This window comes from Pasteurellaceae bacterium RH1A, from assembly GCA_012221805.1.
GTDB lineage: Bacteria > Pseudomonadota > Gammaproteobacteria > Enterobacterales > Pasteurellaceae > RH1A.
In genome coordinates, this window is the sequence record CP015195.1 from 924,872 (window position 1) to 948,606 (window position 23,735).

The 23,735-nt window shown below is 48.3% G+C and carries 18 protein-coding genes; 5 read left to right on the forward strand and 13 right to left on the reverse strand.

Features of this window, described 5'->3' with window-relative positions:
* Nucleotides 1–23: 23 nt before the first annotated feature.
* From A4G20_04370 to A4G20_04385, 4 genes are all read right to left on the reverse strand, one after another.
* Nucleotides 24–1,622, reverse strand: coding sequence for a peptide transporter (locus A4G20_04370; GenBank protein QIW15617.1), 1,599 nt, complete (start codon nucleotides 1,620–1,622; stop codon nucleotides 24–26).
* Between the two features lie 156 nt (nucleotides 1,623–1,778).
* Nucleotides 1,779–2,870 carry a redox-regulated ATPase YchF gene (locus A4G20_04375; GenBank protein ID QIW15618.1) on the reverse strand — a complete coding sequence of 364 codons (1,092 nt, stop codon included), beginning with the start codon at nucleotides 2,868–2,870 and terminating at the stop codon, nucleotides 1,779–1,781.
* A 105-nt stretch (nucleotides 2,871–2,975) separates the two neighbouring features.
* Nucleotides 2,976–3,560: an aminoacyl-tRNA hydrolase gene (locus A4G20_04380; protein QIW15619.1), complete on the reverse strand. Its 585-nt coding sequence runs from the start codon at nucleotides 3,558–3,560 to the stop codon at nucleotides 2,976–2,978.
* 129 nt (nucleotides 3,561–3,689) lie between these two features.
* Nucleotides 3,690–5,603 (reverse strand): DNA topoisomerase IV subunit B, encoded by a 1,914-nt coding sequence (locus A4G20_04385; GenBank protein ID QIW15620.1) that lies wholly within the window; start codon nucleotides 5,601–5,603, stop codon nucleotides 3,690–3,692.
* Nucleotides 5,604–6,248: 645 nt separating this feature from the next.
* Between A4G20_04385 and A4G20_04390 the strand changes: the two genes are divergently transcribed.
* The 3 genes from A4G20_04390 (at nucleotide 6,249) to A4G20_04400 (ending at nucleotide 9,563) form a co-directional block, all read left to right on the forward strand.
* Nucleotides 6,249–6,977: a 30S ribosomal protein S2 gene (locus A4G20_04390; GenBank protein ID QIW15621.1), complete on the forward strand. Its 729-nt coding sequence runs from the start codon at nucleotides 6,249–6,251 to the stop codon at nucleotides 6,975–6,977.
* 92 nt (nucleotides 6,978–7,069) lie between these two features.
* On the forward strand, nucleotides 7,070–7,921 hold the full coding sequence (locus A4G20_04395) for a translation elongation factor Ts (protein ID QIW15622.1): 852 nt from the start codon (nucleotides 7,070–7,072) through the stop codon (nucleotides 7,919–7,921).
* Between the two features lie 118 nt (nucleotides 7,922–8,039).
* A complete protein-coding gene (locus A4G20_04400; protein ID QIW15623.1) occupies nucleotides 8,040–9,563 on the forward strand; it encodes a carbonate dehydratase in 1,524 nt (507 codons plus the stop codon).
* Between the two features lie 40 nt (nucleotides 9,564–9,603).
* Here the strand turns inward: A4G20_04400 and A4G20_04405 are convergent, their stop codons facing one another.
* From A4G20_04405 to A4G20_04435, 7 genes are all read right to left on the reverse strand, one after another.
* Entirely contained in the window at nucleotides 9,604–9,921 is a 318-nt protein-coding gene (locus A4G20_04405) for a hypothetical protein (protein ID QIW15624.1), read from the reverse strand.
* Between the two features lie 47 nt (nucleotides 9,922–9,968).
* Nucleotides 9,969–11,996 (reverse strand): ferrioxamine B receptor, encoded by a 2,028-nt coding sequence (locus A4G20_04410; protein ID QIW15625.1) that lies wholly within the window; start codon nucleotides 11,994–11,996, stop codon nucleotides 9,969–9,971.
* A 111-nt stretch (nucleotides 11,997–12,107) separates the two neighbouring features.
* On the reverse strand, nucleotides 12,108–14,063 hold the full coding sequence (locus A4G20_04415) for a Fe3+-hydroxamate ABC transporter permease FhuB (protein ID QIW15626.1): 1,956 nt from the start codon (nucleotides 14,061–14,063) through the stop codon (nucleotides 12,108–12,110).
* Complete coding sequence (locus A4G20_04420; protein QIW15627.1) at nucleotides 14,057–14,920, reverse strand: iron ABC transporter substrate-binding protein; 864 nt, start codon at nucleotides 14,918–14,920, stop codon at nucleotides 14,057–14,059. The genes A4G20_04415 and A4G20_04420 overlap by 7 nt, the downstream gene beginning before the upstream one ends.
* Nucleotides 14,921–15,064: 144 nt before the next feature.
* A complete protein-coding gene (locus A4G20_04425; GenBank protein QIW15628.1) occupies nucleotides 15,065–15,829 on the reverse strand; it encodes an iron-hydroxamate transporter ATP-binding subunit in 765 nt (254 codons plus the stop codon).
* A gap of 195 nt (nucleotides 15,830–16,024) precedes the next feature.
* Nucleotides 16,025–16,417, reverse strand: coding sequence for a 30S ribosomal protein S9 (locus A4G20_04430; protein ID QIW15629.1), 393 nt, complete (start codon nucleotides 16,415–16,417; stop codon nucleotides 16,025–16,027).
* A gap of 15 nt (nucleotides 16,418–16,432) precedes the next feature.
* Nucleotides 16,433–16,861 (reverse strand): 50S ribosomal protein L13, encoded by a 429-nt coding sequence (locus A4G20_04435; GenBank protein QIW15630.1) that lies wholly within the window; start codon nucleotides 16,859–16,861, stop codon nucleotides 16,433–16,435.
* A 292-nt stretch (nucleotides 16,862–17,153) separates the two neighbouring features.
* Between A4G20_04435 and A4G20_04440 the strand changes: the two genes are divergently transcribed.
* Nucleotides 17,154–17,549, forward strand: coding sequence for a hypothetical protein (locus tag A4G20_04440; GenBank protein ID QIW15631.1), 396 nt, complete (start codon nucleotides 17,154–17,156; stop codon nucleotides 17,547–17,549).
* 53 nt (nucleotides 17,550–17,602) lie between these two features.
* On the opposite strand, the gene A4G20_04445 is transcribed toward A4G20_04440, so the two are convergent.
* Nucleotides 17,603–18,994: a serine peptidase gene (locus A4G20_04445; GenBank protein QIW15632.1), complete on the reverse strand. Its 1,392-nt coding sequence runs from the start codon at nucleotides 18,992–18,994 to the stop codon at nucleotides 17,603–17,605.
* A gap of 282 nt (nucleotides 18,995–19,276) precedes the next feature.
* Between A4G20_04445 and A4G20_04450 the strand changes: the two genes are divergently transcribed.
* Nucleotides 19,277–21,070 carry an elongation factor 4 gene (locus A4G20_04450; protein ID QIW16850.1) on the forward strand — a complete coding sequence of 598 codons (1,794 nt, stop codon included), beginning with the start codon at nucleotides 19,277–19,279 and terminating at the stop codon, nucleotides 21,068–21,070.
* Nucleotides 21,071–21,319: 249 nt separating this feature from the next.
* Here A4G20_04450 and A4G20_04455 read toward each other — a convergent pair whose 3' ends face one another.
* The gene (locus tag A4G20_04455; protein QIW15633.1) at nucleotides 21,320–23,590 is read right to left on the reverse strand and encodes a 5-methyltetrahydropteroyltriglutamate--homocysteine S-methyltransferase; all 2,271 of its coding nucleotides are present in this window, start codon (nucleotides 23,588–23,590) and stop codon (nucleotides 21,320–21,322) included.
* Between the last annotated feature and the right edge of the window lie 145 nt (nucleotides 23,591–23,735).

A 23,735-nucleotide genomic window follows, 5' to 3' on the forward strand; every position in this document is an offset into this window, starting at 1 on the left:
TGTTGGCTTACCGCTTGAAGGGCCTATTTATCGTCTAATTTAATACCGTATAGGTAGGTATAGCCGAATGGGCTTTGTTTATAATCATTCACCCGCTTGGTGGTTGGCATGATATTGACCGAGTGAGCAACTGGGATCCACGGGGCCTGCTCTTTGATGATTTCTTGAGCTTGCTCGTAGAGCTTGGTGCGTTCAGCCTTGTCAGATAAGGTGATGGCCTTGTCTAAGATGGCATCGTAGTCCTTGTTGCTGAAACGGGCGTAGTTGCTGTTGCCAATGTTGCCTGTTGAAAGCAGTGGAGACAAGAAGTTATCTGGGTCACCATTATCGCCAGACCAGCCGTAGATGGCCGCAGGGAAGTCACCAGCACGGCCACGCTTGGTGTAGTCTGCCCAGTCGATGGTTTCTAACTTGGCTTTGACGCCGATTTTTTCCCAGTCAGCCTGGATAAGTTCGGCCAAGCGGCGTGGGTTAGGGTTAGAAGAACGTACTACCGGTTGAACCCAAAGGGTGGTTTCAAAGCCGTTCGGGAAGCCTGCTTCGGCTAGTAATGCCTTGGCTTTTTCAATGTCGTGTGGGTATGGCTCGATGTTGTCGTTATAGCCCCAAACGGTTGGTGCCAGTGGGTTTTTGGCTGGGAGACCTGCTCCTAAGTAAACTACATCAATAATGGCTTTTTTGTCCACGGCCATATTGAGAGCCTGACGAACTTTGACATTATCAAATGGGGTTTTTTCATTGTTGAATGCAATATAAGACACATTCATACCCGCTTGTTTGTGGAGCTTGATGTTAGGATCTTTCTCCATGGCAGCTAGGTCTGCCTGGTTGGGGAATTCAATTAAGTCACACTCGCCTTTTTGTAATTTGGCTGAACGGGTGGTGGCGTCTGGCACGATTTCGAGCAAGATTTGGTCGAAGTCAGCACGGCCGTTCCAGTAGTCCTTGTTGGTGAAGTAACGGGCTTTTTGATCCACTTGATAGCGGTCAAAGATAAATGGGCCTGTGCCGATTGGGGTGGTGTCGATTAACTCTGGTTTGCCTTGTTTGTTGGCAAATTCCGCATATTCAGCCGAGTAGATGGAGGTGAAGTCCATACCTAGGCTGGAGAGGAAGGTGGCATCAGGCTTGTTCAGGGTGATTTTCACATTGGCATCATCCACTTTTTCCACGGATTTCAAGAGCTTATCAAACTTCATGGAACGGAAGTATGGATAAGTAGCATTAGAAACCTTGTGGAAAGGGTGGTTAGGATCTAACTGGCGGTTGAAGGAGAAGACCACATCGTCCGCATTTAAATCACGGCTTGGTTTGAAATCCTTGTTGGCGTGGAATTTAACACCTTGACGGAGTTTGAAGTTATACTCAAGGCCATCTTCGCTGACCGTCCAGCTTTCTGCCAAGGCCGGCTCAATTTCAGTCGATCCACGTTTAAACTCAACCAACCGGTTATAAACCATTTGTGAACTGGCATTGTAAGACGTGCCATCCATCACCAGGACAGGGCTAAAGGCCTGTGGGGAACGCTGGGTGCAGTAGTGTAGGGTCTTGTCTGCGGCTTGGGCAGCGGTTGCAAATAAGAGTGACGCTGCAACAAAAGAAAGTTTTGTGGTTAATTTCATAAAGCCTCCAAATAGGGCAGGTAATGGAAAATTGACCTGAAGAATAGCGTTAAAGCTCGCTCTCTACAAGAACCAAAGGTGCGTTATTATAACCAAAAGTTATAAGCTCCGCCCCCTAACAAAAAGGCGATGAAATCTAATCCATCGCCCTTAAAATTAAACATTAAAACGGAAGTGCATCACATCGCCGTCTTGAACGATGTAGTCCTTGCCTTCCAAGCGCCATTTGCCGGCTTCCTTGGCTCCGGCCTCGCCCTTGTATTGCACGAAGTCGTCGTAGGCAATCACTTCAGCCCGGATAAAGCCCTTTTCAAAGTCGGTGTGGATAACAGCGGCTGCTTTTGGTGCGGTTGCCCCAACAGAGACTGTCCAAGCCCGTACTTCTTTTACGCCAGCGGTAAAGTAGGTTTGCAGATTCAGTAAAGCATAGCCTGCACGAATCACTCGGTTAAGGCCTGGCTCTTCAATGCCCAAGTCTTGCAAGAATTCGACCTTTTCTTCATCGTCTAATTCGGCAATTTCCGACTCAATAGCGGCACAAACTGGTACCACGACTGCCCCTTCTTTTTCGGCGATTTCACGCACGCGGTCTAGGTAAGGGTTGTTATCAAAGCCATCTTCATTAACATTGGCAATGTACATGGTTGGCTTGAGGGTGAGAAAGTTATAGCCCTTGATGGCGTGGAGTTCGTCCTTATCCAAACCAACGGAGCGGATCATGCCGGCATTTTCCAGCACAGGCAGGATTTTTTCCATGATAGACAGCTCAAACTTGGCTTCCTTATCGCCACCCTTGGCCCGTTTTTGCAGGCGTTGAATGGCCCGCTCGCAGGAGTCTAGGTCGGCCAGAGCCAATTCGGTGTTGATGGTGTCGATGTCGTCCAGCGGGTCGATCTTACCAGCAACATGGACAATATCATCGTTCTCAAAGCAACGCACCACATGGCCGATGGCATCGGTTTCACGAATATTGGCCAAGAACTTATTGCCTAGGCCCTCGCCCTTGCTAGCACCAGCTACTAAGCCTGCAATATCCACAAATTCCATGGTGGTTGGCAGGACACGTTCAGGCTTGACGATCTCCGCCAAGGCGTCTAAACGTGGGTCTGGCATAGGTACCACACCTGTGTTTGGTTCGATAGTACAGAACGGATAGTTGGCGGCTTCAATCCCCGCCTTGGTCAGTGCATTAAAAAGGGTAGATTTCCCAACATTAGGTAAACCCACGATACCACATTTAAATCCCATTTTATTTTCCTTTCATCTAAATTATTTGGATAGCGCCAGCCTCCAGGCTGGTGCTGATAAACTTGCTATAGGCACCAGCCTGGAGGCTGGCGCCATCATGTTTTGTTAGGCCTTAAAACCATTAAGCCGATTAGTCGCCTTAACCATGCCTTCGCTAAAAATCAGCTCAACACAGCGACTTGCCTCATCAACCGCCGCATCAATCAACCGCTGATCATCGGGAGAAGGCTTACCTAACACATAGTTAGACACCAAATTCCGGTCTCCCGGGTGGCCGATGGCAATCCGCACTCGGTAGAAGTTATTGTTATTGCCTAAGGCTGCAATAATGTCTTTAAGCCCATTATGGCCCCCGTGGCCACCGCCTTGTTTGATCTTGGCCACACCAGGGGGCAGATCTAACTCATCGTGAGCTACTAAGATTTCCTCAGGTTTGATCCGATAGAAATTGGCCAAGGCTCCGACCGCCTTACCACTTAGGTTCATAAAGGTGGTTGGAACCAAGAGGCGAACTTCTCCTGCCTGGGTGTTGATTTTGGCCAGCTTGCCAAAGAATTTGGGTTCCTCTTTGAGGCTGACACCATACATGCGGGCCAGTTCATTGATAAGCCATTCGCCAGCATTGTGGCGGGTGCCCTCATATTTGGCCCCTGGGTTGGCCAGGCCCACGATTAATTTAATTTGCGACACAGTTTTGCTCTCAAGACTAAAAGCCCCTATTGTAGGTAAAATTAGGTCTTTAGACAAGGCAACAAGCGGTGAGCTTTTTGCAGGTTTTTGCAAATAATGGCCCGCTTGTAGGCCTATTTATACTCCTATTTATACTCCTAAATCCGCCTCATTACCCCTTTCCTGCAACCAGTTCTTACGATCTTCCGAGCGTTTCTTGGCCAGGAGCATATCCATCAATTCAAAGGTGGAAGCATTTTCTTCGCTTTCAGCTTCTTCAAAAGTTAGCTGTACTAAACGGCGGGTATTAGGATCCATGGTGGTTTCCCGCAGTTGGGAAGGGTTCATCTCACCCAAGCCCTTAAAGCGTTGTACATCCACCTTGCCATTGAGGCTGGCCAGCCGTGCCAAGGTCGCTTCTTTTTCCTCCTCGTCTAGGGCGTAGTAAACCTCGTTCTTCTTGCCCTTTTCAAAGTTGATCCGATAAAGAGGCGGCATGGCCACATAAACATGGCCCTGGCGAACCAGGTTAGGGAAGTGGCGGAGGAAGAGGGCACAGAGCAGGGTGGCAATGTGCAGGCCGTCCGAGTCGGCATCGGCCAGGATACAGACCTTGCCATAACGCAGTTGGTTGAGATCGTCTGTGTGGGGGTCAATCCCCATGGCGATGGCGATGTTATGCACTTCTTCAGATCCTAAAACCTGTTCAGAAGCCACTTCCCAAGTGTTGAGGATCTTACCCCGCAGGGGCAGGATGGCTTGATAGTCCTTGTCCCGGGCCTGCTTGGCTGAACCGCCCGCAGAATCGCCCTCCACTAAAAATAGCTCGGTCTTGCTTAAATCTTGGGATAAACAATCTGCTAGTTTACCCGGCAGGGCAGGGCCGCTGACCAGTTTTTTCCGCACCACTTTCTTTTCATTTTTCAGGCGGTTTTGGGCTGAATTGATGGCCAGTTCTGCCAGCTGCTTGGCCACTTCCACATTTTGGTTGAGCCAGAGGCTAAAGCCGTCTTTGAGGGCTCCGGCCACATAGGCTGAGGCCTGGCGGGAGGAAAGTCTTTCCTTGGTTTGGCCGGCAAATTGCGGCTCCTGCATTTTAAGTGAAAGCACATAGGAACAGCGGTTCCAAACATCATCAGCCGCCAACTTGACCCCACGGGGCAGGAGGTTGTGAATATCACAAAATTCCGCCATGGCATTAAAAAGCCCCTGGCGTAGGCCATTGACGTGGGTGCCGCCTTGAGGCGTTGGAATAAGATTGACATAGCTTTCAGCCAAGAGCTCGCCCTCTGGCATCCAGCATAGGGCCCAGCTAACCGTTTCAGTTTCGCCTTTTAAATCACCAATAAAGGGTTTTTCGGGCAGGGTTTCATAGCCCTCTAGGGCCTCGGCCAAATAAGCGGCCAGGCCATCTTCATAGAACCAGGTTTCCTCATTCTTGTTGATCTTATCGACAAAGATGATCTTAAGTTTAGGGCAGAGCACCGCCTTGGCCTTGAGCAGGTGGCGGAGGCGGCTGACCGAGAACTTGGCTGAATCAAAGTATTTGGCGTTAGGATAGAAGCGAACCGTCGTGCCAGTCTGGCGTTTGGGGCAGGTGCCGACCACGGTCAATTCTTCCACCTTGGCCCCGTTTTCAAAGGCAATGGCATAGACCTGCCCGCCCCGTTTTACGCTGACTTCTACCCGAGAAGAGAGGGCATTAACCACCGAGATCCCCACCCCGTGCAGGCCGCCTGAAAAGTTGTAATTTTGGTTGGAAAACTTACCGCCTGCATGCAGCTTGGTTAGGATCAGTTCCACACCCGAGATCTTTTCTGTGGAGTGAATATCCACCGGCATACCCCGGCCGTTATCAATGACTTCCAAGGAGTTATCTTCATGCAGGATCACATCGATCTGGGTAGCAAAGCCGGCCAGGGCCTCATCGACACTGTTATCAATGACCTCTTGGCCTAAATGGTTGGGGCGGGTGGTATCGGTGTACATGCCCGGTCGAAGTTGCACCGGCTCCAGATCTTTTAAAACGGTAATTTCATCAGCACCATAACGCTTTTCGGTCATTGGGGTCTTCTCTCTTAACACAATGTAAATAAAAACAGTATATTCTAGCGAATTCAGCCAAGGGCGACAATCTTTTCTGCAAAATTGGCAAAATCTCCAGTGGGATGCCCAAAAAAGATCCGAACTTATGGTTGGGCTTACAGCCAATTTTTCTATCCACACGGCCTGTGGATAAGTCTGTGGAATAGTCTTTTGAAAGTGTCCTCTCGCTTGATTTTATCGGGATCTTTACAGTCTTGTTTCAGTTGATTGCAAAATATCTTATCCTTATTTTTCAATATCTTATGATTTTTCTAGCAAAATTTCTCAAAAGCCTGAAAATATTTTTTGCAAGTGTTTTTACACAAAATTTTGTAAAAATTTTAGGCTAACAAGCGGTGTCAAAACGGCGATTTTTTGCAAGCCAGTCTTCCTTTAGCTATTAAAGCTTTTTCAACAAAAAACACTAGCCTTTTTCCTGCCATTCGTCTATAATCTCGCCCGTTTTTTATCTCTAAAAAACATTCACTTTTATTTTACGAAAACACATACATACTGTTGAGAATAATCGGGGTGCTGAATTTCAGTCGGTTATTTGGGTATGTAGAGGCTAAACCCCGCCCACTTCAGACAAAAAGTTGGGCATTTTTAATAGGAAAATTTAAAATGGCACAAGTTTCTATGCTAGATATGTTGAACGCAGGCGTTCACTTTGGTCACCAAACTCGTTACTGGAACCCGAAAATGAAACCATTCATTTTTGGTGCTCGCAACGGTGTTCACATCATCAACCTAGAAAAAACCCTTCCACTGTTCAACGAAGCCCTTGCGGAATTAACCCGTGTTGCTAGCAACAACGGTAAGATTCTTTTCGTTGGTACAAAACGTGCCGCTTCTGATGCAGTGAAAGCTGCTGCTATCGAAGCTGGTCAATTCTACGTTAACCACCGTTGGTTAGGTGGTATGTTGACTAACTGGAAAACTGTTCGTCAATCAATCAAACGTTTAAAAGATTTAGAAGCTCAAACTCAAGACGGTACTTTTGAGAAAATCACCAAAAAAGAAGCCTTAATGCGTACCCGTGAGCTTGAGAAATTAGAATTAAGCCTTGGTGGTATTAAAGATATGAACGGCTTGCCTGATGCTATCTTTGTTATCGGTGCAGACCACGAGCATATCGCCATCAAAGAAGCCAACAACCTTGGTATTCCAGTTATCGCTATCGTTGATACCAACTCAACTCCAGATGGCGTAAACTACGTTATCCCAGGTAACGATGACGCAACCCGTGCTATCCAACTTTACCTCAACGCTGCAGTAGCGGCTGTTAAAGAAGGTAAGGGTGCTGAAGCAGTTGCTGCTGAAGCCTTCCAAGCTGAAGAAGCTGCTGAGTAATCGTTATTAAGGCAACGCTGCCCTTAAATCACGGAAGCAGGGGCAACCCCTGCTTTCTTTTTTCTTATCTACCAAATTCTGAGGATTAAAAAATGGCTGAAATCACAGCATCATTAGTAAAAGAACTTCGTGAACGTACTGGCGCAGGCATGATGGAATGTAAAAAAGCCTTGGTTGAAGCGAACGGCGACATCGAATTAGCCATCGACAACATGCGTAAATCAGGCCAAGCCAAAGCGGCTAAGAAAGCTGGCCGTGTAGCTGCTGAAGGTGTGATCCTTGCCCGTATCGCAGCTGGTTTCGGTGTGCTTGTTGAAATGAACTGCGAAACTGACTTCGTAGCCAAAGACGCAGGCTTTGTTGGCCTTGCTAACGAAGTAGCTGATTTTGCCGCTGCCAACAAAGGTACTACTATCGAAGCCCTTCAAGCCCAATTTGAAGAAAAACGTGCTGCTTTAGTTGCTAAGATCGGTGAAAACATGAACATCCGTCGTGTTCAATACCTTGAAGGCGAGGTTATCGCTCAATACTTACACGGTGCGAAAATCGGTGTGTTAGTAGCCGGTCAAGGTTCTGAAGAAGAACTTAAGAAAGTAGCAATGCACGTTGCCGCTTCTAAACCAGAATTCGTAAACCCTGAAGATGTATCTGCTTCTGTGGTTGAGCACGAGCGTCAAATCCAAATCGAAATCGCCATGAACTCTGGTAAACCAAAAGAAATCGCAGAGAAAATGGTTGAAGGCCGTATGAAGAAATTCACTGGTGAAGTTTCTCTAACAGGTCAGCCATTCGTAATGGATCCATCCCAATCTGTAGGCGACTACCTCAAGTCAGTAGGTACTTCAGTTTCTAACTTCATCCGTTTAGAAGTGGGTGAAGGTATCGAGAAAGTTGAAGAAGATTTCGCTGCTGAAGTGGCTAAAATCACTGGCGGTAACGCTTAAGATTTTCTCAACTTTTCCAGAGCAGGCCTAAGTGCCTGCTTTTTTTGTGACCTAGATCAGAGCTTTTTGCCCCATTTGGCGTAAAATATACCCATCTTCTCCCTCCTTCATTTTTGGTATGCAGTTCAACCAACATCATTGTAAAATCAATTTTGCCGCAGGTTTAGTGGTCTTTCTTGTCGCCCTGCCACTTTGTTTGGGCATTGCCCTAGCTTCAGGCGCCCCACCGCTGTCAGGCATTGTGTCTGGCATTATTGGTGGCATTATTATTGGCTTCTTAAGCTCTTCCCATATTAGCGTATCAGGCCCTGCGGCCGGCCTGGCAGCCATTGTTTTTATGGCCATTCAGCAACTGGGTTCCTTTGAACTCTTTCTCTGTGCCGTGGTGATTGCCGGTGCCCTACAGCTGCTCCTGGGCCTCTTGCGGGCGGGCAGTATCGCTGAATATATTCCCATTGCGGTGATTGAAGGGATGCTGGCAGGCATTGGGGTGATCATTGTCTTTAAACAGCTGCCTTATGCCCTAGGTATCAGCCACTTAGCGGATATTCATCACCTACATTGGGGGGCAGCTATTATCGCTCTGATTTCTCTAGCCATTTTGATTGTTTGGGAAAAAGTGCCTGTGCTGGCTAGGTTAAAATTGCTGCCTTCCGCCCTGTTTGCGGTGTTGGTTGCTATTTTGCTCAACTTTTTTTGGCAACAAGCGGGCAGTTTTCTTGAAGTTTCTGCAAATCAGCGGGTCAATCTGCCCATTCCTGACCACTGGCAGGATCTGACCTCCCTGCTTGCCTTCCCTAACCTAAAAGGCTTTTTTCTTCCTGAAACCTGGATAACCGGGGTGACCATTGCCATTGTGGCCTCGCTTGAAACCCTGCTTTGTATTGAGGCTTCTGACCGCATCGACCCCTATCGCCGCATTACCGACAATAATCAAGAACTCAAGGCTCAAGGCATCGGCAATATGGTCTGTGGCTTGATTGGTGGCCTGCCGGTGACTTCGGTAATTGTGCGTTCTTCCGCCAATGTAACGGCAGGTGCAACCCATAAAACCGCCACCATCACCCACGGGGTTCTGCTCTTGATTTGTGTTTTGAGTATGCCCTTGGTTCTCAACCAAATCCCCCTTGCTGCCTTGGCGGCCGTACTCATTTTGGTGGGCTATAAACTGGCCAAGCCCCAAACCTTACTCCACTTTTGGCACAAGGGGCCTTATCAATTTGTACCGTTCTTGGCCACCATGCTGGCGGTGGTTTGCCTTGATCTCCTCAAGGGCGTGGGTATTGGCCTGCTGATTAGCGTGTTCTTTATTTTGCAGGGCAATATGAAACGGGCTTATTATTTGAGCCGTGAGGAATTAGAAAATGCCCATGAAATCACCCTAGACCTGGCTGAAGAGGTGTCCTTTCTTAACAAGGCCGCCATTAAAAAGACCCTGAAAAATATTCAGCCCAAGAGCAAGCTCATTATCAATGCCCAACGGACGTCCTATATTTCAACCGATGTGCTGGAGTTGATCGAAGATTTTATCAACTACACAGCCAAGGAAAGGGAAATTCAGGTGGAGATCTTGGGCTTCAAACACCATTACGACAAGAAACAGGCCAGCCATATCCATATCGGCCACCGAGGGCGTTTGTAAAGCGGAGATGCAAAAAAGCGGCCAATTCTGACCGCTTGTTTTACTTATTCAAGGGCTTGAGCTGATAGCTTAAAGCCTCTTTTTCTACCTTAAAAAGCAAGTCAATATTAGGGTGCTTGCCCACATTTTCCTTGGCGTCTGCCACATGTTCAGCAAACCACTCCAGCCCTTGACAAGCGGCGGTTTTATCCAATTTATTTGCAAATTTCTCTGCCAGGGTGTTGTAGAGTTTGAGTGATCCAAGTTTGCCCTCAATAGCGGGGATATGGTGAACCACCTCGCCCTGTTCGTTGAGTACATCTAAGCCAGAAAGATGCTCAATGGCGGGAAAAGTGGCTAAATAGTCTTTAAATTGCATGGTTTCTCCTTGATACAAATAAGGGCGGGAAACCGCCCTTGGGTTGATTAGAATTTGTAGGTGAGGTTACCCGTTACACGGCGGCCTTCGCCACGGTAGCAGTAGCTTGCATCACATGCACTAACATATTTCTTGTTGGCAAGGTTAGAGGCATTAACCTGAACAGCCCAGTTTTGGTTAATATCATATTTGGCCATAAGATCTACCAAAGTATAGGCAGGGACATATTCCGTTGCTGTGGTTGAACCATTGGTTGATGAACCCACATAACGAACGCCAGCTCCCACTTTTAAGCCTGCTAAAGCAGTATCATTAAAGGCATAATTGACAAAGGCTGAATAGGTATGGCGAGGGTAAATAGCCTTTCTTACCTTTTCTGTGCCTGTTGTGGTTGCCTTCATGTAGGTATAGGCAAGAGTGGTTGAGAGATTGTCTGTGATATTTAAATCAGTTTGAACCTCAACCCCTTTGCTATTAGCCTTACCTGTTTGTACCTGGTATTGGTAGCCAGGCAAGCTTACTAGGGCATTTTTCTCTTCTAGATCAAAGTAGGCAAGAGAGAATTGACCATTGACAAAGGATGGCAGGTATTTAAAGCCGACTTCGTGCTGTCTGGATTCGTATGGCTTGTAGTTATAGACATTGCCAGCACTATCAACTGCCCCTTCAAGCGGGCGGAAGGCTTCGGAGTAGTTATAGAATGGAGCCAGGCCTAGATCTGTAACATACATAAGGCCACCAGAAAGGCTGGTGTGGTTAGTATCGAAACCTGTTGATTGTGCACCACCGTAGAAATACTCACCCTTAGCGTAGTCACGTCTTGCCCCTAAATTGACAATCAACTTATTGTCCAAGCGGAATTGATTTTGCACATATACACCCAACTGACGGCTTTTGTTGAGAGAACCTGTTGTGTTGGTCATCTCTAAGCTTGGGTATGGGCCATAAATATTGCTAATTGCTGCACTTGGATAGGCTACATCAGATGGGTTTTTGGCGTGGGTGTAGTCAGAACCCACGGTTAGAATATTCTCAATCCGATCAGTCTTCCACTCTTTAGAAATACGGTTATCGACCGTATGGGTGAAAATTTTACCCTTAATTTGTAGGCCAGATAGGATCACGCCCATGCCCCAGGCACTAAAGTCTGCGTAAGAGCCAGAAAATTGATCCTTGTTACTGTAGGTATATTTGTAGCTGGAATTAAATTTCCAGCCATCACCAAATTTATGGGTAAATTCATAGCCTGCTGTCATTTGATTACGACGCATGTATTCGTCCATATTTTGGGCAAAGTTGGTGCGTGGTGAAAGTGATTTAGCGAGAGCAACGGTTTGTGGGAAGAAGCCTGATGATGGCACACCACTGTCATGCTGGATGCTGGCTAGAATGGTTAAATTGGTTTTATCGCTAATATCCCAAGACAGACTAGGGGCGAAGTAGTAGGCGTCTAAGTAGCTGCCCTTTGGTTCACCATCACGGCGGAGGTAGTCACCCACCACACGAAAGCGGAGGTTATCGGCTAAGGCATGGGTGTAGTCACCTGCAATACCACGCTCATTGCGGTTGCCCAGAGTAACCTTTAACTCACCTTTGCCAACCTGATCTTTATGAGGGCGCTTGCTGATAAGGTTGATGATACCACCTGAATTGGCTGTACCGTAGGTTAAAGAATCAGCTCCCTTAACCACTTCTACGCTTTCTAGGCCATACATATTCGGTTGCCAGTGGTAGAAGCCGAAGGTATACATTTGTGTACCATCAATGCGTACCGTTGGTTCAAAGCCACGAACCCGAATCCAGGTGTTGGTGTCAAGATCGCCCCCATAAGGCTGGCTCAACATACCGGCTTCATAGCGACCAATTTCATCCGCCTGTTGATAGTTCTTCTCTGCAATCTGTTCACTCGTGATGACAGCAACTGATTTTGGATCTAAATAATCCACCTTGCCAGCCTTGGCTACAGAGCCAACAACACTGATTTCATCAAGTTGCTCTGTTTCATTTGCCATCACGGGCATGGTTGCTAAAGCCACCGCAGAGGCAACTGCTGAATAAATAAAGTTTTTTTTCATTTGGATAATCCTAAGTAATAAGAAATTTTATTGCCCGTAGGGTGGGCATCCTTGCTCACCATTGCGATATTGTTTAAACGGTGGGCAGGGATGCCCACCCTACTGAGCAAATTAAACCTTCCGCACCGTCACTAAAAAGTAGGTGCCACCGATTAAGGTTGCGACCAAACCTGCTGGGACTTCGTAGGGAAAGAGCATTTGGCGGCCAAGCCAGTCAGCAAAGATCATAATAAGGCTTCCGAGTAGGGCTGAAACCCATAATTGCTGATGGGCCTTGGTCACGCCTAAGAACCTTGCCAAATGAGGCACCAGTAAGCCGATAAAACTTAAGGGGCCGATAATCAAGGTGGCAAGGGCGGTAAGGAGGGCACTGAAGAGAATCAATGTCCAACGCACCTGTTTTAAGTTTAAGCCGAGGGCCTGGGCGACTGTGGCTTGCAGGGCCAAGACTTCCAGCCAGCGGCTAAAAATTAAGCTGGTTAAAAATAACATGATGGCCAAGCCCAAGAAGGGCAGGGCATAGCTACTTTCTAAAGCCTGGGTAGAGCCTGATGTCCAAGCAATTAATTGTGAGGCCCGTGGGTCGCCGCTGGCAATGGCGATCCGCTGCAAGGTGTCAAAGAGGGCCGAGAGGCTGATCCCGGTTAGCAAGACCTTTTCAGGCAACATACCGCTTTTTTGGTTGATGGCTGAAAGCACGAGTAAGGCTAAAAAGGCCCCGCTAATTCCGGCCAGCCAGAAAATGCTTGGCTCATTGGCCGAAAAGAGGAAGAGCACTGCCAAGATCCCCATGGATGTACCTGACGATACACCCAATAATTCAGGGCTGGCCATGGGGTTGAGGGTCAGGCGTTGTAGCAATACACCTGCGGTGGAGAGCAAAATGCCCACCGCCATGGCCACCCAAACCCGGGGTGAACGGAGCTCAAAGAGATCTTGGCTGAAATTTAGGTTCCAACCCTGGCCGTTTTTGCCCAAGGTTAGGGCTAAAAAGACGGATAAGATCAGGCCTAGAGCCAAAACAAGCGGCAGGATTTTAGGCATTTTTTGCAATTCAGCCTTAGCATTTTCCGTAACCCGCCCGCTATTACCCAAGGCCCTAAACATAAGCCATAAGAGCAGGGGTGTGCCCAGTAAGGCCGTTACTGCCCCTGTTGGCAAGTTGATGCCCTGGGCCAGGCTGAGAATTTGCAGGGCCAGATCGGTGACTGAGAGTAGGAGGGAGCCGGCTAAAAAGGCGCCAATCAACTGCCCCTTAAAGGTACGGACACCCATTTGCCGCACTAGCGTTGCCGAAGCCAGGCCGACAAAGCCTAGCATGCCTACGGCACTCACCACAGCGGCGATCAGATAGGCACTCACCGCAATGCCGATAAAACGTAACTTGCCTACTGGCACCCCCAGGCTTTGGGCATTGCTGTCATTGAGCGATAAAATACTAAAAGGACGGATTAACAAGGCGATAATCAGCAGGCACGGCAGCATATTGAACAATAAAATCTGGCTGTCCCGCCAGCTTTCCTGCACCAGCGATCCTGCCCCCCACTGGGCCAGCCCCCGGCTCTCTTCAGGGTAAAACAACATGATCATAGAGCTAAAGGAGCCAAAATAGAGATTGACCACCAGGCCGGCCAAGATGAGCAAAAGCGGCGACATGGTTTTTCGCCAGGCTAGGCTGATAACCAAGATCAAGCTCAAGCCCGCCCCGAGCAGGGCAATCATACTTGAGCCATTTTCCAGCCAGCTAGGGGTAAAAAGGGTGGCTAAAAAGAGGGTAAACTGAGCACCGCTGCTAATGCCCAAGGTGTTATCAGAGGCCAGCGGATTGTTCATCACCTGTTGTAAAAGCAGGCTGGAAAAGCCTAAGGTTCCGCCTGCTAAAATGGCCATGGCCACCCGGGGCAGGCTGTAGCTTTGGATTAAGAGCAGATCGAAATTGTCGCTCGGCAGAAAGAGATCCCAAGGGGAAGCCGTGCTAGGCAACTGAACCTGGACCAAATAGGCAAAGAGCCCGGCAAAGCAAGCAGTTAAAATCAGGGCAAAACTTACAAAGGAACGGTTTACCATGCTTCACCTCCATTTTGTAGCCCATTTGAAAGCACTTCGGCAAACCGCAGGGCAGAAGGCAGGCCGCCGAAGGTCCAAACCGCAGGCAGGACCAGCGGATCTTGGGCCAGAGGCAGATGCTGCCAGAGGGTATTGTATTTGAGAGCTGTGCCAATATTGGCTGGATAGGGCTTGACCACCACCAAACGGCTCTTGGCCGGCAGTTTGGCCAGTTGGGTGACCTCAATATTTTCCGTTCCCCACATATTGTGCGAGCCCTGCCAGGCATTTTCAAAACCGAGCTGATCCAAAATAGCACCAAAGGGGCTGTTTTTAGCATAAATCCGCAAGTGGCGGCTGTCGGCAAACTGAACCAGGGCAATAGGGCGATCGGTAAAGGGGGCGACAAGCGGTTTAAGTTGGGCCATTTTTTGCGAAAAGTCCGCAATTAACTGCTGGGCAGCTTGGAGCTTGCCCACATAGTCGGCAATCTCTTGGGTGGCAGCCAGCACATTGAGCCAGCTATCGCCCTCTTTATAGAAATCCACGATCTTGACCTGGGCGAACTTCTCCAAGATAGGCGTGTTGGCCGCATAAAAGGAGGAGTTGATAAAGTGCAGGGGCTGGTGCTTGGTCTCTGTTTGTAGGGCTAAAATCTGCTCGGGGTTGGGCTGGTTGCGTAGGCCCAGATCGAACTGGGTGGCCAGTTTTGGCTCCTTGACCCAGCGGTCGTAGCCGGCCAGATCGCCCACGGCCAGTGGTTCCTCCCCTAGGGCGACTAGGGTTTCGGCGACTGTCCAGTCTAGGGTGGCGATAGATTTGGCTTGGGTAAGGGAAGAGCCTGTCAAGAGTGATAAAAGCACGAACAAAGTCCCCAGTGTAACTTTCGCTCCCCCTGCTTGCGGGGGAGCTGCCGAAGGCTGAGGGGGGAAGTTTCTCCCCCCTCCCTAGCCCTCTCCCGCAAGCGGGGGAGGGGATTTTATGTAGCAAGCGGGTCAATTTTTGGAAAAACTTACACATCATCAAAAAAAACTCACTGGTCGATCACATTCTGGGTGCTTAATCACATTCAGATCAATGCCGTAAATGGCCTTGAGCGAAGGCGGGTTGATAATGGCCTGACTGTCTCCTTGGGATAATAATTTGCCACTGTGAAGGGCAACCAGTTCATCGCAAAAACGGGAGGCCAGGTTGATGTCGTGAATCACAATAATCACCCCCAAATTGAGCTCCCGGCTAAGTTTTTGGATGAGTTGCATCACCTCCACCTGATGGGCAATATCTAGCGGAGCCAGGGGTTCATCCAGCAGTAAGAATTTGCTTTGTTGGGCAAGCAACATGGCCAGCCAAATGCGGGAGCGTTCCCCGCCTGAGAGCACATCAACCAGTTGATGGGCAAATTTTTCGGTGTGGGTGAGGGCTAGGGCTTGATCGATGGCCTTTCTATCTTCTTCTGTTTGGCGACCAAATAAGCCATTCCAGGCATAACGTCCCATGGCTATCAGCTCACGGGCGGTGAGTTGGGTGGCGGTGGGTAAGTGCTGCGGCAAATAGGCCACTTGCTTGGCAAAGTCACGGCTAGACCAAGCCTCTAAGGGCTTATGGTCAAAGCAAATCTGCCCAGAAGAAAGGGGCTGTTGGCGGGCCAGGAGCTTAATGAGGGTGGATTTTCCCGAACCGTTATGCCCAATGAGGCCATAGACCTTGCCCTGTTCAAAGGTCAGCGAAACAGGGTGCAAGAGGGTTCTGTTGGGAATGGTGAATGAGGCATTGGTTAGGGTAAACACAAGAAGCTCCAAAAATAAAAACGCTGCATTCTAGATGAAATTTATTCTTATTTAAAGGGCGGCTGGTCAATATTTACCTATATATACAAATATCTTGGAAGTAGGACTAAATCGGTTTAGTTATTGGGGAGAGGATAGGGAGAAAGATATAAAAAAGCAGAGATTGCTCTCTGCTTTTTGTGAACGAAAATAAAATTAACGTTTTGAGTATTGTGGACGACGACGTGCTTTGTGTAAACCCACTTTCTTACGTTCAACGCGACGGGCGTCACGAGTAACGAAGCCAGCGGCACGCAATGCAGGACGTAAAGTCTCATCGTATTCCATTAAAGCGCGTGTAATACCGTGACGGATTGCACCAGCTTGACCAGAAATACCACCACCTTTAACAGTGATGTAGAGGTCTAATTTATCAGTTAATTCAACCAATTCTAAAGGCTGACGAACAACCATGCGGGCTGTTTCACGGCCGAAGTAAACTTCTAAAGAACGTTGGTTGATAGTGATGTTACCACTGCCCGGTTTGATAAATACACGAGCTGAAGAGCTTTTGCGGCGACCTGTGCCGTAGTTTTGATTCTCTGCCATTTTATTGCCTCGTGATTAAATATCTAAAACTTGTGGTTGTTGTGCTGCGTGATTGTGCTCTGCACCTGCATACACTTTTAACTTACGGAACATTGCACGACCTAATGGGCCTTTTGGCAACATACCTTTAACCGCAATTTCAATCACTGCTTCAGGGCGGCGAGCGATCATTTCTTTGAAGGTTGCATCTTTGATACCACCTACATAGCCAGTGTGCCAGTAGTAGATTTTATCGTCAGCTTTTTTACCTGTTACAGCAACCTTGTCTGCATTGATAACGATGATGTAATCACCTGTATCAACGTGTGGAGTATATTCAGCTTTGTGTTTACCACGAAGACGACGTGCTAATTCAGTAGCTAGACGACCTAAGGTTTTACCTGTCGCATCAACTACATACCAGTCGCGTTGTACCGTTTCTGGTTTTGCTACAAAAGTTTTCATTAATTTAAATACCAATAATAAAAAAGTTTAACCCAGTGCTAAAAAGCACTACCTAATGTTAGAAACTAACCCCTTCGAGTTCTTCTAACCAACTTGTTCGGCGGGAAAACCAAACAAAAAACAGGGTGGACGGATTATACAGATAAATTGCCTAAAAATCTAACGCTTTTTGTGGGAAATGTGAAATTTGCAGGAAATATCAAAAAATTGACCGCTTGTTGCAAAATTTGCTTCTCAAAAAATCTGGAAAATGGTAAAAAAGAGGCGACTTATTCACCTAAAGGGGGAAATTATGGAAACCATCACGACCACCAATGTTTGGATTATTGCCGCCATTGCCTTTATTATCGGGCTTTTCGCAGGCTATATTGTTTTGCGAGCCACCAAGGGCAGTGTGCAAAAACAGTTACAGTTGGAAGCGGACTTAAAAGCCACCAAGGCCAAGGTTGAGGAACAAAAAGTCCAACTTGAGCAACATTTTTCACAAAGTGCCGATTTATTGGCAACCTTAGCCGCCGACTATAAAAAACTCTACACCCATTTGGCCAAGAGCTCTGAGCAGCTTCTGCCTGATGCTGCCAAGCAGATTGAGTTTTTCAAGCAAGAGCAGTTGGTACAGAAATCTGTTGAAAAAGACCAACCTAAGGATTACTCAGAAGGTTCATCTGGCCTTTTAAAACAACAATAAATCTTTCCAAAACAAAGGGCTTTCATCTGAAAGCCCTTTTTCTTACTTAGATGTTACTGCAAGATAACAAACATATTTGACCCATCACGAACGATGTTCAGGGCCACGACAGACGGTTTTTGCTCCAAGGCCTTGCGCAGCTGGCTGATGTTATCGACCTTGGTGCGGTTTACACCAATAATCACATCGCCCTTTCTTAAGCCTCGCATTTCAGCCTGGCTGGCTCGTTCAATCTCTGAAATTTCCACGCCCTTCACGCCCTTGCTATCGAAGTTGCTGTAGCGGGCGCCCTTGAGGTTAGGGATCAGGTCTTGGGCCGAGGTTTGGCTTTGCTCGTCAGATTGGAGGGTGACCTTGGCCTTTTCAGCCTTGCCGTCACGCAGGTAGGTCAGCTCAATTTCTTTGCCTACACCTGAGGTGGCCACCTTGGCCCGCAGTTCGCTGAAGCTGGCAATGCGTTTGCCGTTGATTTCAGTGATCACATCGCCTGCCTTAATGCCTGCTTTGGCCGCCGCAGAGTTTGGTAAAACCTCGCTCACAAAGGCCCCTTGTTGGGCATCCACATTAAATTCCTTGGCCAAGTCAGCATTGAGTTCGCCACCCTTGATGCCTAACATTCCCCGCTTAACTTCGCCAAATTCTAAGATTTGTTGAACCAGATTGTTGGCCATATTGCTTGGAATGGCAAAGGCGATGCCCGCATTGCCGCCACTTGGGGAAAGAATGGCAGTATTAATTCCGATCAGTTCACCTTTTAGGTTGATGAGTGGGCCGCCAGAGTTACCCTGGTTGATGGCTGCATCGGTTTGAATGTAGCTTTCATAGCCCTGATCGCTGTAGCCTGTTGAACGGCCAAGGGCTGACACAATGCCCGAAGTCACGGTTTGGCCCAGGCCGAATGGGTTGCCGATGGCCAGGGTGAAATCGCCCACCCGCAAGCTGTCCGAGTCGGCAATTTTTATCTCGGTCAGGTTTTTCGGGTTTTCGATTTGAATGAGGGCCACATCTGAAAGTGGGTCGCTGCCGACTAATTTGGCCTTAAATTCACGGCCGTCTTCAAGTTTGACGGTGATCTTATCCGCCCCGTCAATCACATGGTTATTGGTGATGGCATAGCCTTTTTCGGCATTGATGATGACACCTGAACCCTGGCCACGGAACTGGCGAGGGCTGTTGCTACGGTCGCCAAAGACATCAGGGCCGAAGAAGAACTCAAATTCATCAGGGATTTGTGAACGGCGGGAACGTTGATCTACCTTGGTTTTGCCCTCCACCACAATGCTGATTACCGCAGGTTTTACCTGCTCAAGCATAGGGGCTAGGCTTGGCATTTCTTGGCCATTGCCTAAAAAAGGCAGGCTGGCCTGGCTGCTGGTTGCAAAGCTGGCCACACCAAGGCCTAAAACAAGGGAGGTTAAAAGGGATTTTTTTAATGTTTTGGTCATAGGGTTTCCTTATAAAATCAGGTTAATTTGTGGAGCTTAAGACAAGATTTTTATACATCAGTTCGAGAAAAGATATGTAAAAGATGTGTAAAAGACATATAAAAGAGGTAAAACAGGTGAAAATTTACTCGTCTTGGCTTTTGCTTTTCAACCCTCTCAAGTTCAGGTAAAATTGCCCGATTATTTTCTGACAAGCGGTTGAGTTTTTGCAAAAACTTGCAAATATTCGACCGCTTGCAGCCCTTAACTCTTAGCAATAGGACATTTCTTGCCCTTATGAATATGAAGAACATTCGTAACTTTTCGATTATTGCCCACATTGACCACGGTAAATCGACCCTGTCTGACCGCCTGATTCAAACCTGCGGCGGCCTGTCTGACCGTGAAATGGAAGCCCAGGTCTTGGACTCTATGGATCTGGAGCGTGAACGTGGCATTACCATCAAGGCCCAAAGCGTAACCCTTAACTACAAGGCCAAAGACGGCGAAACCTATCAACTCAACTTTATTGACACCCCAGGCCACGTGGACTTTTCCTATGAGGTTTCTCGCTCCCTGGCTGCCTGTGAAGGAGCACTATTGGTGGTGGATGCCGGCCAAGGCGTAGAAGCCCAGACACTTGCCAACTGCTATACGGCCATTGAAATGGACTTGGAGGTGGTGCCGATTTTAAACAAGATCGACCTGCCAGCCGCCGATCCAGAGCGGGTAGCCGAAGAGATTGAAGACATTGTTGGCATTGATGCCATGGAAGCCGTGCGTTGTTCAGCCAAAACAGGCGTGGGGATTGAGGATGTGCTTGAAGAGATCGTAGCCAAGATCCCCGCCCCTGAAGGCGATCCTGAAGCCCCATTGCAGGCCTTGATTATCGACTCCTGGTTCGACAACTACTTGGGCGTGGTTTCCTTGGTGCGGGTTAAAAACGGTACGTTGCGTAAGGGCGACAAAATTAAAGTGATGTCCACGGGCCAATCTTATAATGTGGATAGACTGGGTATTTTCACCCCGAAACAAGTCGATACTACCGAACTCAATTGCGGCGAAGTGGGCTGGGTGGTTTGTGCTATTAAAGACATCTTGGGTGCACCAGTGGGCGATACCATCACCCACCACCACAAGCCTGCCGAAGAAGTGCTGGCTGGTTTTAAAAAGGTTAAGCCACAGGTTTATGCTGGCCTCTTCCCAATTAGCTCTGATGATTATGAAGCCTTCCGTGATGCTCTGGGTAAACTCAGCCTGAACGATGCCTCCCTTTTCTATGAGCCAGAAAACTCAACCGCCCTAGGCTTCGGCTTCCGCTGTGGCTTCTTGGGCCTGCTCCATATGGAAATTATCCAGGAGCGTTTGGAGCGGGAATACGACTTAGACCTGATTACCACTGCCCCAACCGTAGTTTATGAGGTGGTGCAAACCAATGGCGAAACGGTTTATGTGGACAGCCCGTCCAAGTTGCCACCAATCAGCAATATTGCGGAAATCCGTGAGCCAATTGCTGAATGTAATATGCTGGTGCCGCAGGAATACCTGGGCAATGTGATTACCCTCTGTGTGGAAAAACGGGGCGTGCAAACCAATATGGTTTACCACGGCAACCAAATTGCTCTAACCTATGAAATCCCAATGGGGGAAGTGGTCTTAGACTTCTTCGACCGCCTCAAGTCCACCTCCCGTGGCTATGCCTCCTTGGATTATGGCTTCAAGCACTTCCAGGCAGCCGATATGGTGCGGGTGGATATTATGATCAACGGCGACCGAGTGGATGCGCTTGCTCTTATCGTACATAAGGACAACGCCCAGTATCGTGGCCGTGAATTGGTGGAAAAAATGAAGGAGCTGATCCCTCGCCAGCAATTTGACATCGCCATCCAGGCTGCCATTGGCAACCACATTATTGCCCGTTCAACCGTGAAACAGCTGCGTAAGAACGTATTGGCCAAGTGTTACGGCGGTGACGTCAGCCGTAAGAAGAAACTCTTACAGAAACAAAAAGAGGGTAAGAAACGGATGAAGTCCCTGGGTAACGTGGAAGTGCCGCAAGAGGCCTTCCTGGCTATCCTGCACGTTGGAAAAGACTAGGTTTTCTGTTTTTTGATAGGCACAAGCCTTTTGCTTGTGCTTTTTTTATGGGCGGAACTTTATCTTTTGATGGCGCCAGCCTCCAGGCTGGTGCCTTATATATCAATGAGTTATCAGCACCAGCCTGGGGGCTGGCGCTATCTTAGGTAGTCGCTATCGGTAAAAAAGCACCAGTCTGGCCCTATCTTAGCCTTATCTCATTACAACAAAAAAAGCCCCTTTACGGGGGCTTGGTTCACTTCTTGTATATTATTGTAATTCAGCACGCAATTTCTTGGTAACATCCACCATCACTTGCAACTGCTCGATGGTTTCCTTCCAACCACGGGTTTTGAGGCCGCAGTCTGGGTTTACCCAGAGGCGTTCTTTCGGCACAACTTTCAAGGCCTTGCGGAGTAGGTGCTCGATTTCTTCAGCCGTTGGTACACGTGGGCTGTGGATGTCGTACACGCCAGGGCCGATGTCGTTCGGGTATTTGAAATCACCAAAGGCGGTTAAGAGTTCCATATCTGAACGTGAGGTTTCAATGGTGATCACGTCCGCATCTAGGCCGGCAATGGCTGGCAGGATGTCGTTGAACTCGGAGTAACACATATGGGTGTGGATTTGAGTGTCGTCCTGCACACCCATATAGCTTAAACGGAAGGCTTCGCCTGCCCATTGCAAATAAGCGTCCCAATCTGCCCGCTTGAGTGGCAAGCCTTCACGGATGGCTGGCTCATCAATTTGAATCACCTTGATACCCGCTTTTTCCAGATCTAACACTTCATCAGACAGGGCCACGGCGATTTGCTTACACACGATTGAACGTGGAATATCGTTGCGGACGAAAGACCATTGCAGAATCGTCACAGGGCCCGTCAACATCCCCTTCATCACCTTCTTGGTCAGACTTTGAGCATAGGCAGACCAGCGAACGGTCATTGGCTCTGGGCGAACCACATCGCCGTAAATCACAGGCGGTTTCACGCAGCGGGAACCGTAGCTTTGTACCCAGCCGAACTTGGTGAAGGCAAAGCCGTCTAAGAGTTCGCCAAAGTATTCCACCATATCGTTACGCTCAGCTTCACCGTGGACAAGCACATCTAAGTCCAATTCTTCTTGGCGGCGAACCACAAGCTCGATTTCCTTCTTCATTGCTGCTTCATAGTCTGCTAGGCTTAAATCGCCTTTTTTGAAGGCGGCACGAGCCTGGCGGATTTCGCTGGTTTGCGGGAAGGAACCGATATTGGTGGTTGGTAAAAGCGGTAGATTTAACCAGGCATTTTGCAACTTGATCCGCTCTGCAAACGGCGATTTACGTTGGTCTGCTTGGGCTGGTAGGTTGGCTAAACGCTCGGCCACTTGAGGGCGGTGGATGTCAGCACTGGAGGCACGGGCATCCGCCGCTGCCTGGCTGGCATCAAGCTGGGCTTGCACAGCGGCACGGCCCTTGTTGAGGGCTTGTTTAAGCACATCCAACTCTTGGATTTTTTGCAGGGTAAAGGCCAACCAAGAATAAAGGGCTGGGTTTTTCTCTTTTAAGAGAACTTCCACTTCCAAATCAAATGGGGTGTGGAGCAGTGAGCAGCTTGGGGCCAACCATAAACACTCGCCCAATTTGGCCTTGAGCGGCTCAAGCACATCTAAAACCTGGTTGAGGTTGGCACGCCAGATATTACGGCCTTCGATTACGCCCGCAGAGAGAACTTTACTGTAGTCTTCAAAGGCGGCAAGTTGTTCAGGGGCACGAACCAGATCTAAATGTAAACCGTCCACTGGTAAGGCTTTCAAGAGTTCAGCGTGTTGGGCAACGGAACCAAAGTAGGTCGCAAGCAGGATCTTGGCCTTGACCTGACTTAGGGCAGCATAAACGGCCTTGTAGGCTTCAACCCATTCGGCTGGTAAATCAAGGGCCAGGGCTGGTTCGTCAATTTGGATCCATTCCACACCTTCAGCCACTAAGGCTTCTAGGATTTGGACATAAACAGGCACTAAGCTATTGAGCAGGTCAAAGCGGTTAAAGGCCTCGCCCTTTTCCTTACCCAACCAAAGGAAGGTAAGTGGGCCGACAATCACGGGTTTAACCTGGTGGCCGGCAGCCTTGGCTTCACGCACTTGGTTTACATAGTGAGCTGGGTTGGCCTTGAATTGGGTGTTTTTGTGGAATTCTGGCACGAGGTAGTGGTAGTTGGTGTCGAACCACTTGGTCATTTCAATGGCGAATTGGCCCTTGTTACCACGGGCAAGTTCAAAGTATTGATTAAGGCTTAGGTTTTGGCTGTCGAAGCCGAAACGGGCAGGAATGGCACCAGTGGCCACTTGGAGATCGAGGATATGATCGTAGAAGGTGAAATCGCCCACAGCCACGAAGTCCGCATTGGCTTCGGCCTGGTGTTTCCAGTTCTTTTCACGCAGGGCTTTGGCTAAATCTTGCAAGTCTTGCTCGGCAATTTCGCCTCGCCAAAAACGTTCTTCAGCAAATTTTAATTCACGTTTTGCACCCACACGAGGGAAGCCTAGGATATGTGATACGGTCATAAGAATCTCCTTAGTTTATCTTGAAATCAGGATTTAGACGTTTAGCCGTCTAAACTTCTGGAAGCCATCATCTACAATTTTTGTTTATTATGCAACTTCATAATTTTCACACTGAAGATGAAAAATTTTAATAAAGGAGTGTTTA